The 14,082-nt window shown below is 70.9% G+C and carries 7 protein-coding genes; 3 read left to right on the top strand and 4 right to left on the bottom strand.

Annotation, left to right across the window (positions count from 1 at the left end; all coding sequences use genetic code 11):
• Window positions 1–244 precede the first annotated feature (244 nt).
• The 3 genes from AB0L71_RS00205 (at window position 245) to AB0L71_RS00195 (ending at window position 3,025) form a co-directional block, all read left to right on the top strand.
• Window positions 245–856 carry a winged helix-turn-helix domain-containing protein gene (locus tag AB0L71_RS00205; RefSeq protein ID WP_365236154.1) on the top strand — a complete coding sequence of 204 codons (612 nt, stop codon included), beginning with the start codon at window positions 245–247 and terminating at the stop codon, window positions 854–856.
• A 268-nt stretch (window positions 857–1,124) separates the two neighbouring features.
• On the top strand, window positions 1,125–2,393 hold the full coding sequence (locus AB0L71_RS00200) for a sensor domain-containing protein (RefSeq protein WP_365236152.1): 1,269 nt from the start codon (window positions 1,125–1,127) through the stop codon (window positions 2,391–2,393).
• Window positions 2,378–3,025 (top strand): response regulator transcription factor, encoded by a 648-nt coding sequence (locus AB0L71_RS00195; RefSeq protein WP_365236150.1) that lies wholly within the window; start codon window positions 2,378–2,380, stop codon window positions 3,023–3,025. Before AB0L71_RS00200 ends, AB0L71_RS00195 begins: the two co-directional genes overlap by 16 nt.
• Before the next feature lie 87 nt (window positions 3,026–3,112).
• On the opposite strand, the gene AB0L71_RS00190 is transcribed toward AB0L71_RS00195, so the two are convergent.
• The 4 genes from AB0L71_RS00190 to AB0L71_RS00175 all read right to left on the bottom strand — a co-directional run bounded on the left by AB0L71_RS00190 (window position 3,113) and on the right by AB0L71_RS00175 (window position 14,060).
• Window positions 3,113–5,149, bottom strand: coding sequence for an NB-ARC domain-containing protein (locus tag AB0L71_RS00190; protein ID WP_365236148.1), 2,037 nt, complete (start codon window positions 5,147–5,149; stop codon window positions 3,113–3,115).
• A 187-nt stretch (window positions 5,150–5,336) separates the two neighbouring features.
• A complete protein-coding gene (gene pulA / locus AB0L71_RS00185; protein ID WP_365236146.1) occupies window positions 5,337–10,649 on the bottom strand; it encodes a pullulanase-type alpha-1,6-glucosidase in 5,313 nt (1,770 codons plus the stop codon).
• Between the two features lie 246 nt (window positions 10,650–10,895).
• On the bottom strand, window positions 10,896–12,608 hold the full coding sequence (locus AB0L71_RS00180; RefSeq protein ID WP_365236144.1) for a carbohydrate-binding module family 20 domain-containing protein: 1,713 nt from the start codon (window positions 12,606–12,608) through the stop codon (window positions 10,896–10,898).
• Between the two features lie 405 nt (window positions 12,609–13,013).
• A complete protein-coding gene (locus AB0L71_RS00175; protein WP_365236753.1) occupies window positions 13,014–14,060 on the bottom strand; it encodes a LacI family DNA-binding transcriptional regulator in 1,047 nt (348 codons plus the stop codon).
• Window positions 14,061–14,082 lie beyond the last annotated feature (22 nt).

Genomic DNA, 14,082 nt, shown 5'->3' with positions numbered 1-14,082 from the left:
GAGGCCTGCTGCGCCGTCAAGTTCTCTGGTTCAATGGATACATGGCCGGCATCCCGAACACCTCGACAGGTCGCAGCGACCTCGAACCGTTCTGGCCTTCCCGTCAGCATCACGACTTCGACCGGGTGTGTTGTCGCGCGTCGAACGCGCAGGCCCTCTAAAGCCGCTCACCCCGGCCTTCGGTCCGCGCGCACGCAAGCAAGTCCGTCCCTCGACGACTCCTTCGCGCGAAAGAGCTGACCTCATGGCGAACATTCGTACCCTCTCCGCTGCTGCCGCTGCCCCGACGGCGCCTCCCGCGGACGCTGCGACCACCACGTCCCCCCGCCCCCTCTCCCCCGGCCGCCATCGGCTGCGCGCCGTCGACCCCGGTGAGGTCGTCGCGCCGGCCGGCGTGGCCGAACTCCTGCCGCCCGGCGCCACCTGGCTGCCCGCGCCCCAGCACAGCGTTCCCGCGCTGCCCGGCCACCCGCCGATGATCGGCTACCTGGTGCTCGTACCGGCCGATCAGCAGCCGGCCGGCTCCGCGGGCACCCCGTACGTGGTGCAGGCACCGGAACAGGACCCGACCGCCGCCGGTCCGGTCCGCATCGATCCCGTACAGCGCACCGCCGCGGTGGACGGGAGGGCCCTCGACCTCACCTACCTGGAGTTCGAGCTGCTCGCCCATCTGGTCGCGCACCCGCACCGGGTGCACACCCGCGACCAGTTGGTGACCACGGTCTGGGGGTACGGACACGTGGGCGACGGACGCACCGTGGACGTCCATGTCGCCCGGCTGCGCCGCAAGTTGGGCGCCGAGCACCGCCGGTCGATCCAGACGGTGCGGCGGGTCGGGTACAAGTACGCCCCCTGACGACGCCGAAGACACAGGGGCGCCGCCCCGGTCCGGTACCCGCCGGGCCGGGGCCGCGCCGTGTCCCGGTCGGACATCCGGACCCGACCGCGCCGGTCCCCGGCCACCGAAGTCCCCCTCCCCCGAGCCGTGGGGCGAGGTCGCCGGGGTGGTGCTGGGTACACCCCTCCCGGGTGGCGGAACGGCTGACGCGGAGGGATCCCACCGCGCCAGACTGTTCCCGGACGGGGCCACCACCAAGGGGCCCGGAGAGGGGAGCCGGACCGACATGAACGCGATGAGAAACCGGATACGGGGTGCGCTGCTGGCCGCGGGGCGCGGAATCTGGCTGTCGATCGTCGCCCTTGCCGGGTCGGCCACCCTCTTCGTGTGTGCGCTGTGCTCCCTCGCCCTCATCCCGCTGGGCATCGGTCTGGTCACCACCCCGTACGTGCTGGACCTGGTCCGCACCTACGCCAACCGGCGCCGGCTGCTCGCCGTGACCTGGTGCGACGTCCGTATACCGGTCCCGTACCGCGCCTTCCCGAAGGATCTGCGCCCCGGATTCACCGGACAGGTGGAGCGGACCACGCTGATGCTCAAGGATCCGGCGACCTGGCGGGACATCCAGTGGCTGTTCGTCGATATGACGGCCGGCCAGGTGCTTCTGCTTCTGGCCGGCACGCTGATGATTCTCCCGGTGGAGGGTTTCCTCCTGGCGGCGGGCCTGTGGCGGGTCTACACCGACAACCGCTACTGGTACACGTTCGTGCCGGTCGACAGCCAGGCGACGGGACTTGCCGCCGCCGCACTGGGGGTGGTGTTCTTCCTGGTGGGCATGGCGGTCGGTGACCGGCTGTTGCGGCTGCACTTCGTGCTCGCCCGCGTGCTGCTGGCCCCCACCCAGGAGGAGGAGCTGGCCCGGCGCATCGACCGGCTCACCGAGACCCGGCACGAGGCGGTGGACACCGCCGCGTCCGAACTCCGGCGCATCGAACGCGATCTGCACGACGGTGCGCAGGCCCGGCTGGTCGCCATGGGCATGAACCTGGGCACCGTGGAGGCTCTCATCGAGAAGGACCCGGCCCAGGCGAAGAAGCTCCTGGCGGCGGCCCGCGCGTCCTCGGCCGAGGCCCTCACGGAACTGCGCGACCTGGTCCGCGGCATCCACCCCCCGGTCCTCGCCGAGCGCGGACTCGGTGACGCGGTAAGGGCGTTGGCGCTGCGCCTGCCCGTCGAGTCGGAGGTCCGGGTGGAGCTGGACGGGCGCGCGGACGCCGCGGTGGAGTCGGCCGCGTACTTCGCGGTGAGCGAGGCGCTGACGAACGCGGCCAAGCACTCGGGCGCCGACCGGGTCTGGGTGGACATCCACCACGCGGACGCCATGCTGCGGGTCTCCGTGACGGACAACGGCAGGGGCGGTGCGGCGGTCGGAGCCGGCTCCGGTCTGAGCGGGATCGAACGCCGACTCGGTACATTCGACGGCGTCATGGCCGTCAGCAGCCCGGCGGGCGGTCCCACCATGGTGACCATGGAGATTCCGTGCGTGTTGTCCTAGCCGAAGATCTCTTCCTGCTGCGTGACGGTCTGGTCCGCCTGCTGGAGGCCTACGACTTCGAGATCGCGGCAGCTGTCGAGTCCGGACCAGAACTCACCAAGGCCCTCGCGGAGTGGGAGCCGGACGTCGCCGTTGTCGACGTCCGGCTCCCACCGTCCCACACGGACGAGGGCCTGCAGTGCGCACTCGCGGCCCGGCAGGCCCGGCCCGGGCTGCCGGTCCTGGTGCTCTCGCAGCATGTGGAGCAGTTGTACGCGCGCGAGCTGCTGGCGGACGGCAACGGGGGCATCGGCTATCTGCTCAAGGACCGGGTCTTCGACGCGGACCAGTTCGTCGACGCGGTGCGCAGGGTCGCCGCGGGCGGCACCGCGATGGACCCGCAGGTGATCTCACAGCTGCTGTCGCGGCGCTCGCAGGACGAGCCGATGGGTGGACTGACCCCGCGCGAGCTGGAGGTCATGGAGCTGATGGCACAGGGCCGTTCGAACGCGGCGATCGCCTCACAGATGGTGATCACGGAGCGCGCGGTGGCCAAGCACACGTCGAACATCTTCGGAAAGCTCGGGCTGCCGCCGTCCGAGGACGACAACCGCCGCGTTCTCGCGGTGCTGGCCTACCTGGACCGGGGCTGAGCGGGCACTGAGCGGGGGCCGAACCGCCGGCTCGCGGCAGGACGGGCCCCGTCTCTTTGGTGGCGGGGCTGCACGACCGGCAGGCGGCTAAAGGAGCAGCTCGCCCTGGAGTGCCGCCGCCAGGCCCACCTCCGCGTCGTCCGACCGGCCCTGCTCGAAGGCGCGCTGGTAGGCGGCGTCACCGACGGCCGCGCGGGCCTGGCGTTCGCAGGCCTCGCGCAGCGGGCGGAGTTCCGGGGTGCCGCGCTGGGGGTAGCCGACCATGCGCCAGTAGACCTGTCCGGTGCCGTACACCCGGGCGGCTCGGGCGCCCGCGCCCTGGGCGGCGATCGCCGCGGCCAGGATGTCCAGGCCGAGCGCGATGCCGAAGCTGTCCCGGAGGCGGTGCTTGCCGGCGATCATGGACCGGGCGTGGGCGGCGGAGGCGTCGGCGTCGTCCTGCAGCAGGGCGATCAGGGCGAGTTGGTAGTCGGCATAGCTGCGGGTCCAGCATTCGTCCTGGGCCTCGCAGCGTGCACGCAGGACCGTGGCCGCCTGCTCCGCCTCGTCCAGGCGGCCCAGGGCGGTCAGGGCGAAGACGGTGATGAGACGGCAGCGCAGGCGGTAGGCCGCTTCGAGCGGGGTGGCGGCGCCGGTGGTGCGCAGCACCCGGTCGACCTGGCGCAGGCCCGCCTCGGGGTGGCCGGTCATCAGATGGGTGAGGCCGCGCAGGTAGGCGGCGGCGAGGATGCCCTCGTCGGTCCCGTCGCGCGTCGCCGACCTGGAGCACTCCCGGCCCAGGCGCCGGGCGGCCGGGTAGTCGCCCTGGAGCATGGCGGTGATGCCCAGCACCCACAGGGTGCGGGTGCGGTGCGGGCCCTCGGCCGGTCCGGCGTCCAGGGCGCGCTGGGCGTACGCGCGAGTCTGCGGGAGGTGGCCGCAGCAGCACCAGAAGAAGCCGATCCGGCCGGCCATCTCCTGGGCGGCCACGGTGTCGTGGGCCAGCAGGTGGTCGAGGGCGGCGCACAGGTCGGCATGCGCATCGGCGATGCGGTGGTACCAGGCGATCTGGTCGTCCCCGGTCCAGCCCGCATGGGCGTGGCGGGCCAGGCCGAGGAAGCAGGCGGCGTGCCGGTCGGCGGCGGCCCGCTCCTCACCGAGTTCGGCGAGCCACATCCGTCCGTACGCGCGGATGGTGTCGAGCATGCGGTGGCGTGTGCCGTCCCGTCCGACGACGGACTTGGCGACCAGTCCGTCCAGTGCCTCGGTCACGCCGTCCGCGGTGAGCGGGCCCTCGGCGCAGACGGCGCGGGCCGCGGCCACGTCGAAGTCGCCGCGCAGCACCGTCAGCCGCGCCCACAGGAGCCGTTCGAGCGGGGTGCACAGCTCGTGGCTCCAGCCGATGGCGGTGCGCAGGGTGCGGTGGCGCGGTGGCCAGAGCGAGGCGTCGGCCGGTACGTCGAACCGGGAGCCGAGCCGTGCGGCGACCTGCTCGACGGTGTCCCGGCCGAGGGCTCCTGCCGCGAGTTCGATGGCGAGCGGAATGCCGTCCAGGCGGCGGCAGATCTCGGTGGCGGCCTCGGCGCTGCCCGGCGTGTCGAGGGCGTGCCCCGGGGCCGTCGCGGCCGCCCGGTCGCGGAACAGGGTCAGTGCGTCCCCGGTGCCCTCGACGGGCAGCGGAGCCACCTCGATGCGCTGCTCGCCCCTGGTGCCGAGGGGTTGCCGGCTGGTGGCGAGCACGATGAGGCCGGGTGAGGTGGTGAGGATCTCGCCGAGCAGATGGGCGCACGCGGAGCGCACGTGTTCGCAGGAGTCGAGGACGAGGAGCAGCTCCTTGTCGGCGAGCCAGGCGCACAGCGCTTCGACCGGCATGCGCAGGGTGTGGTCGGAGAGTCCGACCGCGTCGGAGACGGTCGCGACGAGCAGTCCGTCGTCGTGGAGCGGTGACAGGTCCGCCCACCATGCGCCGTCGCGGTACCGGGGGGCGGCCTGCCGGGCGGCGCGGACCGCGAGCCTGGTCTTGCCGACGCCGCCGCTGCCGGTGAGGGTGGTCAACCGATGTGCGGCAAGGGCGTGTTCGATCCTGGCAAGCTCCGCCTTCCGTCCGACAAAGCTGGTGGTCTCCTCGGGGATGTTGCTCGCCATGGTCACCGTCGCTGAAACAGGTGGACCGGCCTCGCCCGGCCCCTGGTGCCGTGCCGGGCGAGGAAGGAAGCGCCTGGCGTACGGAAGAAGGGGCCGACCGGGACCGGCCGGTTGATGGGGCGGCGTGCCGGGGGTGCGGTGTTGCGCCCCCGGCGACTGCCGGTCCTCACCGTAGTCCTGCTGCGGGTCAGTTCAGGGAGTACACCGCCACGGTGCGCCCCGGAACGGTGAAGCTTCCCGAACTCCCGTCATAGGTCGCCTTCTTGACGATAGAATCCGCGCCCGCGGCCTGGACGGGATGCAGGGCGTACTCCTTCCCCGCCAGGTCGGCGATCGTCTGGGTCTCGGTGCCGGGGGCCGCGTTGAGGACGACCACCAGCTTTCCGAGCCGCATGGTGATCACGCCCGGTGTCTCGTCCTTGCCGGAGAGCGGGAAGGACAGCGTGGACTGCACCTGCTCGGTGGTGGAGAGGTCGAAGTCCTTCTCCGTGGAGCGGATGGTGAGCAGGTCCTGGTAGGCGGCGGAGGTCCCGTTGATCTGGGCGCAGCCGGGGCTGAGCGCGGCCGCGCTCAGCAGCGGCTTGGCGTAGGACCACTTGGACCGGTTGTCGGCGGCCAGGGGCAGCCCGCGGCCGAAGCCGTTGCCGTCGCGGCAGTCCCAGTGCAGGGCGTTGAACCAGTCGCCGCTGTCGTAGGAGTTGCGGTCCAGCGACTTGGAGCGCAGCAGGTCGGTGCCTGCCTGGGAGAGCGCGGGTCCCTGTGAGAGGGCGGCCGTCGCCATCGCGAGGACCTGCATGCGGGCCCGGTCCGCGGCGGACGTGTCCGCCGGGAGCTTGAAGGCGAGTGCGTCGTACAGCGACTCGTTGTCGTGCGCGTCCACGTAGGCGAGGGCGTCGCCCGGGTTCGCGGCGTATCCGGCCGGGGCGCCGTTGTAGTCGACGCCGGAGCCCTTGACCGTGGTGCCGGAGGAGTCGGTGAAGGTGTAGTCGGCGAGGTTGCCGGTCAGACCGACCTTGATCAGGTCCTGGTAGTGGAGCAGCCGGGCCTTCTGTTCGGCCTTGGTGCCGTTGGCGGTCGAGGTGTTGGGGTCGGTGTAGAGGCCGCTGGCGAAGCCCTGCACGCCCGGGTCCTCGTCGAAGGGGCTGCCGCCGCGGACGGCGTCGCGGGCCCGGTCGGAGAAGGTGGCGATGCCGGTGCCGGCCATGTTCTTCTGGGTGGCCTGGACGAAGCGGGCGTCGTCGGCGACCTCACCGAAGTTCCAGCCCTCCCCGTACAGGACGATCTTCTTTCCGTCGACGCCGTCCTTGGCGACGGTCAGGGCGTCGAGTGCCTTGCGGACGGCGAGGATGTTGGCTTTGGGGTGGTGTCCCATCAGGTCGAAGCGGAAGCCGTCGACCTTGTACTCCTTGGCCCAGGTGACGACCGAGTCCACGACGAGCTTGCCCATCATGGTGTTCTCGGGGGCGGTGTTGGCGCAGCAGGTGGAGGTGGCGACGGTGCCGTCCTCCAGCAGCCGCTGGTAGTAGCCGGGGACGATCCGGTCGAGCACGGACTTGTCGTCCTGGCCGGAGGCGACGGTGTGGTTGTAGACGACGTCCATGACGGTCCGCAGACCGGCGCCGTTCAGCCCCTGCACCATCTGCCGGAACTCGACGGTGCGCCGGGTGCCGTCGGGGTCGGAGGCGTAGCTGCCCTCCGGGACGGTGTAGTGCAGCGGGTCGTAGCCCCAGTTGAACCCGTCCTGCGCGGCGGCCTTCGCCACGCAGGCCTGCTGCTCCTCGGAGTCGGGGGCGTACACGGACAGGTCACAGGCGGGCTTCTGCTGGGCGGACTTCTGCTCGGGGATGGTGCCGATGTCGAAGGCGGGCAGCAGATGGACGTAGGTGGTGCCGGAGTCGGCCAGTGCCTTGAGGTGCTTCATGCCGTCGGAGCCGGTGTCGGTGAAGGCGAGGTACTCACCGGGGTGCTTCGAGGTGCGGTCAGCGATCGAGAAGTCGCGGATGTGCAGCTCCTGGATCTGGGCGTCACGCAGCGGGACCGCGGCGGGCTTGCTCAGCCGGGACCAGCCCTTCGGGGCGAGGTCCGGGTCGTCGAGGTCGACCACGAGGCTGCGTGCGGAGTCCGTGGTCAGGGCGGTGGAGTAGGGGTCGGTGACCTTGTTGGTGACCATCTTCTGGGCGGTGGGCGCCCAGACGTCCACCACATAGCGGTAGGGCTTGCCCGTCCACTTCTTCGTGCCCGTGACGGACCAGACGCCGGTGCGGTCGTCACGGCGCATCGGGATGCTGCGGCCGTCGAGTTCGAGGGCGACGGTACGGGCGGTGGGCGCCCAGACGGACAGCGTGGGACGGCCGTGGTCGAAGACCGGGCCGAGCGAGGCGCCGGCCGCGTTCTTCCCGTAGAGGTCGTCGAGCACACCCGCGGTCTGTACGCCGGTGGCGGCGAGCAGGGCCCCGTTGGCGGCGCGCTGGGTGGCGATCAGCTGGCCGCGCAGGGCCTCGCGGATCCGGTCCCGGTCCCGGACGTCGACGGTGAACGCCGTGTAGTCCTTGAGGTGCGGGTACTTCTCCTTCTGCGCGTCGCTCAGCTTGGCCGGGGAGAGCCGCAGCCACTGTCCCTCGTCGGAGAGCGCCCCGTCGACGACGGTGATCCCGCCGCCCGGTGCGTAGACGAGCTGCTGGCTGGTGGCGTCGGTGGCCTTCACCTTCCACACGACGGTGTCGGAGTCGATCCACTGCGCCTCGGCCTTGGTGAGGTCGGGCGTGGGTACGCCGCCGGTCTGCGGCAGCAGGTAGCCGGGGGTGCCGTCGAGCATCCACACTTCGTGCCCGTAGGTGGCGAGGTCGAGGGACTGGTCGCTCGGCAGGTCCTTCTGGTCGCCCTTGTGCAGGATGTAGCTGAGCGAGGTGGCCCCGTCGGTGAGCGGTACCTCGAAGGTGAGGCCGGAGGCGTCCTTCTTCACCGGCTGGAGCGGCTTCGCCCAGTCGGTGGGCTCCTTGGCGCCGGTCCAGGTGTGCAGCCCCCAGCCGTCGTAGTCGCCGTCGGCGCGGTAGTAGTGCAGGACGGCCTTGGTGGTGTCCTGCGGCGGGTAGGCGCCGTCGGGGGCCTCGTCGGCCTGGCCGTCCTGGCCCTGCTCGATCCAGACCTGTCCGGTCTTCGCGAGGTCGACGGTGCGCTGCGGTCCGTCGGCGGTGCCGTCCTTCTCGACGGTGTACGGGAGCGAGGAGACGCCCTCACCGAGCTTGATCCAGGCGAAGGCCCCGTAGGCGTCCCGTCCGGTGAACGCGGCCGAGGTGTCGCCCGCCTCGACCCGCCAGCCGTCGTAGTCGCCGTCGGCACGCTGGTAGTGGACGACGGCGTAGTCGCGTTCGACGGCGACGGGCTTCTCGGCGGCGGGTGCCTGTCCGGCGGTGGTCGAGGCCAGGGCGCTCGCGGTGCGGCCGGCCCGGTCGACGACAACCGCCTTGTACCGCAGGGTGGTTCCGGCAGCGACGGTGTCGGCCACGGTCTGGGTGACCTTGTACGGGGCGTGGTCGGCGGAACCCAGCGTGACCCACGTGCCGTTGCCGGTCTGGGCGGCGAAGACGACCCGGTTCAGCTGTCCGCCGTCGACGTCCGCGGAGATCTCGACGGTGCCGGTGGCGCCGGCGGCGGGTGCCTTCAGGGTGATCGAGGGCTTGGTGGCCGGGGCGGCCATGGGCTTCTCGGCGCGCAGCACGATGCTGGACAGGGCCGGCACGGTGACGGTGATCTTCCGGTCGGAGCCGCTGCGGGTGGTGCCCGAACCGCCGTACAGCGTGCGGAAGTCCATGCCGGCCGATGCGGTGGTCAGCTCGACGGTCTTCGGCCCGGTGCCGTTGTTGGTGGCGACGACGTACTCGCGGCCCTCCTCGGCATCCGTGCGGGAGAACGCGTAGACGGAGCCCTGGGCGTACCGCTCGGTCTGGACGCCGTCGCGCAGGGCGGGGTTCTTCCTGGTCAGCTCGGAGAGCGCGGCGATGTTCCGGTAGAGGGGGTGGTCCGTGTCGTACGCGTCGGACGCATGGGTACGGTCGGTGCCGAGCTCGTCGTCGTCGAGGTAGTCGGCGGTCTTCGAGGCGAACATGGTCTGGCGGGCGTCCTTGTCACCGCCCGCGCCGGTGAAGCCCTGTTCGTCGCCGTAGTAGACGACGGGGTTGCCGCGGCTGAGGAACATCACCTCGTTGGCGAGCTTGGCCCGCTGGACGAGTTCCGCGTCGTCGGCCTTCGGGTTGTCCTGCTTGAGGAACGTCCCGATGCGGCCCATGTCGTGGTTGCCGAGGAAGGTCACCTGCTCGTAGGCGTTGGCCTTGTCGGTGGTGTACCGGTAGTCGTCACCGAGGACGGCGGCGAGCTTCGAGGCCGGGGCGCCCTGCGAGGCGTACTGCCTGGCCGCTTCCTGGAACGGGAAGTCGAGCGTGGCGTCGAGCCGGCCCTGCGTGACATAGGGCGAGGTGATCGCGGTGTCGGCGGAGTAGACCTCGCCGAACATGAAGAAGTCCTCGCGCCCGTGCTTCGCCGCGTAGGTGTCCAGGGCGGTCGCCCACTGGGTCCAGAAGTCCAGGTCGACGTGTTTGACGGTGTCGATCCGGAAGCCGTCGATGTCGAAGTCCCGGACCCACTTCTGGTAGATCTTCTCCATGCCGCTCACGACCTCGGGCCGTTCGGTCCACAGATCGTCGAGCCCGGAGAAGTCGCCGTAGGTGGTGGACTCGCCGGCATAGGTCGAGTCGCCGCGGTTGTGGTACATCGTCGGGTCGTTGAGCCAGGCCGGGACCTTGTTCCCGGTGTTCTTCGGGGTGTACGGGAACGAGTCCGCGTCCACCTTCGCCAGGCCCTTGCTGTCGTCGAACGGGCGGCCGTTCGCGTCCAGGTAGGGGTAGGCGCCCTTCGGCCGGTAGCCGTAGGTCTTCTCGGCGTAGTCGACGGTGTCCGCGGTGTGGTTGGTGATGACGTCGAAGAAGACCTTCATGCCCTTGCGGTGGGCCTTCTCGATGAGTTCCGACAGGTCGGCGTTGGTGCCGAAGTGCGGGTCGACCTGCGTGAAGTCGGTGATCCAGTAGCCGTGGTAGCCGGCCGACGCGTCCTTGCCGGTGCCCTGGACGGGCTGGTTCTTGAAGATCGGGGCGAGCCAGATGGCGGTGGTGCCGAGCCCCTTGATGTAGTCGAGCCGCTTGGTCAGGCCCTTGAGGTCGCCGCCCTGGTAGAAGCCCTTGTCCGTGGGGTCGTAACCGGTCTCCAGACGCGATCCGGTGAGCCCGCCGCGGTTGTTGGAGGTGTCGCCGTCGGCGAACCGGTCCGGCATGACGAAGTAGAACTGCTCACGCGTCAGGTCGTGGCGGGCGGGCTCGGCCGCCAGCCGGGCGTCCGAGGGCGGGTCCGGCGGTCTCGGCGCGGCGGACGCGGATGCCGCCGGGACGACGGGGAGGAGCGCCGCGCAGAGTGCGGCGACGGTTCCCCGTACGAGGGTGGAACGGGACACGGGCCAGGTCTCCTTGTGTGCGGGTGGGGATCTCTCGGGGTGGCGGGACCGGTGGGGCGGCCGGGCGGCCGCGCGGGGGCTGGGGTTGCCCTCCGGGCGCCGCGGACCCGCCCGCCGCCGCGGGCGGGTCCGTCTCCTGCGGGAAGCGCCCCGATACGCCCCGGGCCGGGACCCGGCGCACCCGGTGGACCGCGGGTGCGCCGGTATGTCCCGGGCCGGGGGTGTCCGGGGCGGACCGGGGTGGGGTCAGCTGCGCCAGACGTCGCTGGTCAGTGTGACCTTGCCGGAGGACGGCACCGTCGCGGTGCGGTTCGCGCCGCTCTCCCAGGTGACGTTGCCGCTCTCGTCCTTGCGGATGTACTTGTACTCGAACGCGGTGCCCGCGGGCATGGCCACGTCGAGCTTCCAGACCGGGTAGGCCGCCGGGTCGAGCTTCAGCGCGCTGTCGGTGTTCCAGTTGCCGAGGGCGGACTGGTTGCCGACGACGTAGATGTTCTCGCCCCAGGTCGTGGTGGCGTTGACGCCGAACGACGCGCCGGAGGTGCCGGTGTCCGTGCCCGGGTCGGTGGTGCCGCCGCCCGTGCAGGTACGGGCGTTCACCTGGAGCGCGAGGGCCGTGTTGGCGCCGAGCGTCGCGGTGAACTGGCCGGAGCTGTTGACCGTGACGCCGTTGCCGGACTGGATGTCGCAGTAGTCACCGGCGGGCAGCGACGTCTGGAACGTGCGGGTGAGCGAGGAGCCCTCGTGGTTGATCGCCACGTACGCCTTGGCGCCGCGGCCGAAGGCGATCTGGTCGCCGCCGTTGTCCCACCAGTTCGTGACGGCCTCGCCGCGGGCGGTGTTGCGGAAGCCGACCATGGAGGAGATCTCGCGCCAGGCGTGCTGGCACTTCCAGCCGTCGCTGTAACAGGCGTTCACCGTGCCGCTGTTGGGCGGGCCGGCGTCCCGGTCGGTCCACTCGTAGCCGGAGTGGACGTCGGGCGATCCGTAGGGCCAGGCCAGCATGAAGACGTTGGCGAGGGTGTAGTTGGCGCCGTCCTTGTAGCTCAGGGTGTCGCCGCCGCGCTCGGTGTCGTGGTTGTCGACGAAGACCGCGGCCTTCGACGACGACATGAAGCCCCAGCCCTCGCCGAAGTTCTTCAGATAGGCGAGGTTCTCGTTGTTGAAGACCTGCTTGAGGCTGCGGGCGTAGCGGAACTCCTGCACGTCCCCGGTGCCGGCGTACTCGTCGGGCGAGACGGCCTCACCGGCCCCGTAGATCGCCTCCTGCTTCCAGTAGGCGCTGGGGTTGGTCAGCCGCGACTTGATGTTGGCGAGGTCGGCGGCGGGCATGTGCTTGGCGGCGTCGATGCGGAAGCCGTCGACGCCGAGGGAGAGCAGGTCGTTGAGGTATCCGGCGATCTTGCCCCGGACGTAGTCCTCACCGGTGTCCAGGTCGGCGAGGCCGACGAGTTCGCAGTTCTGGACGTTGGCCCGGTCCTGGTAGTTGTTGATCGTCGAGGTGCAGTCGTCCATGTCGTACGAGGAGTACAGGCCGGGGTAGTTGTACTTGGTGTACGAGGTGCCCCCGGTGCCGGTGCCCGATCCCGACGTCATGTGGTTGATGACGGAGTCGGCGACGACCTTGACCCCTGCGCTGTGGCAGGTGCTGACCATGTTGGCGAAGGAGGTGCGGTCGCCGAGCCGTCCGGCGATCTTGTAGCTGACCGGCTGGTACGAGGTCCACCACTGGCTGCCCTGGATGTGCTCCTGGGGCGGCGATACCTGGACGTAGCCGTAACCGGCCGGGCCGAGGGTGTCCGTGCACGCCTTGGCCACGGAGTCGAACTTCCACTCGAAGAGAACGGCGGTGACGTCCTTCTCGCCCGGCGTGGACGCCTGAGCGGTGGTGGCGGGGGTCACGAGGGCGGCGGCGCCTGCTATCAGAGCGAGCACGGCAGACAAGGGTCTGCGGGCCATGTTTCCTCCTGCTGTGGGGGAAATGCGGGTGACGGTTCAGCCTCACGTGGCAACGCGCCCTGCCCTCAAGGCTCCTGAAGCTTCTTGCAGCAAGAATGCAAACCTTGCCGCGCCGAGACCGTACGGCGCTGACCGTTCGCGGTCAACCCTTTGGACATCACCCGCTCACATCCGCGAAACCCAGCAGTTTTCTTCCTGCAAGGACTTACGCAAGACATTGCAGCCCTGTTACGTTTCTCTGGACTCCGGTCCGGCCGGCCGGGGGTTCCGGTACTCCCGGACCCCACGCGCCCGGCCGGTCGGACCGGTCACAAACAAGAGGCACCGGGGGTCACCCACTCCCCGCCGGCCCGTCAGGGCCGACTCCCGGTGCCTCTCTGCACGCCCGGACGCCCGCGCGTCCGGTCAGAGCCTTCCGACCGAAGCGGTGGACCCCCGTACCACCAACTCCGGCTGGAAGACGTACTCGGTGCGCTGCACCGGGCTGCCGGCGATCTCCTCCAGCAGGGCGCTCACCGCGGCCGCCGCCATCGCCTGCACGGGCTGACGCACCGTCGTCAGCGGCGGATCGGTGAAGGCGATCAGCTGGGAGTCGTCGAAGCCCACCACCGACACCTCGCGCGGCACGTCGAGCCCGCGCTCCCGGGCCGCACGCACCACACCCAACGCCATCAGGTCGCTGCCGCAGACGATGCCCGTGCACCCCTGATCCAGCAGTGCGCCGGCCGCCACCTGGCCGCCCTCGACGCTGAACAGGGTGGAACAGACCAGCTGTCCGGCCTCCTCGCGGCTCAGGCCCAGCAGGGTCACGGCGGCTTCCACGAATCCCTCCCGCTTGCGACGGGAGGGCACATAGCGCTGCGGTCCGATCGCCAGGCCGACCCGGCGGTGGCCGAGGTCGGCGAGGTGCCCGACGGCCATCCGTACGGCGGCGGCGTCGTCGGGCGAGACGAACGGGGCACTGATCCGGTCGTTGTAGCCGTTGATCAGGACGAACGGCACGCCGCGCTCGGTGAGCGCGGCGTAGCGGGCCGGGTCGGCCGACATGTCGGCGTGCAGCCCGGACAGGAAGACGATCCCGCCGACACCCCGTTCGACGAGCTGCTCGACGAGTTCGTCCTCGGTGGCTCCGCCCGGCAGCTGGGTGCAGAGCACCGGGGTGTAGCCGTGCCCGGCCAGGACCTGTTCGACGGACTGCGCGAACGCCGGGAAGATCGGGTTGGTGAGCTCGGGCGTCACCAGTCCGATCAGCCCGGCGCTGCGCCGGTGCAGCCGTACGGGGCGTTCGTAGCCGAGGATGTCCAGCGCGGCGAGCACCCGCTGACGCGTGGTCTCCGCGACGCCCGGCTTCCCGTTGAGCACCCGGCTGACGGTCGCCTCGCTGACCGCCGCCTGGCCGGCGATGTCCGAGAGCCTCGGCGCACCACCGGCCCCGGGGCCTCCCTTTCGGATCTTTCCGGGCTCGTCCGGAAGA

The organism is Streptomyces sp. NPDC052052, assembly GCF_040680455.1.
Taxonomy (GTDB): Bacteria; Actinomycetota; Actinomycetes; order Streptomycetales; family Streptomycetaceae; genus Streptomyces.
This window is presented reverse-complemented; position numbering and strand designations above follow the sequence as displayed.

Excerpts from the sequence above, each read along its gene's own strand:
- AB0L71_RS00205 (WP_365236154.1), top strand. The coding sequence starts at position 245 with ATGGCGAACATTCGTACCCTCTCCGCTGCTGCCGCTGCCCCGACGGCG.
- AB0L71_RS00190 (WP_365236148.1), bottom strand. The coding sequence starts at position 5,149 with ATGGCGAGCAACATCCCCGAGGAGACCACCAGCTTTGTCGGACGGAAG.
- AB0L71_RS00200 (WP_365236152.1), top strand. The coding sequence starts at position 1,125 with ATGAACGCGATGAGAAACCGGATACGGGGTGCGCTGCTGGCCGCGGGG.
- AB0L71_RS00180 (WP_365236144.1), bottom strand. The coding sequence starts at position 12,608 with ATGGCCCGCAGACCCTTGTCTGCCGTGCTCGCTCTGATAGCAGGCGCC.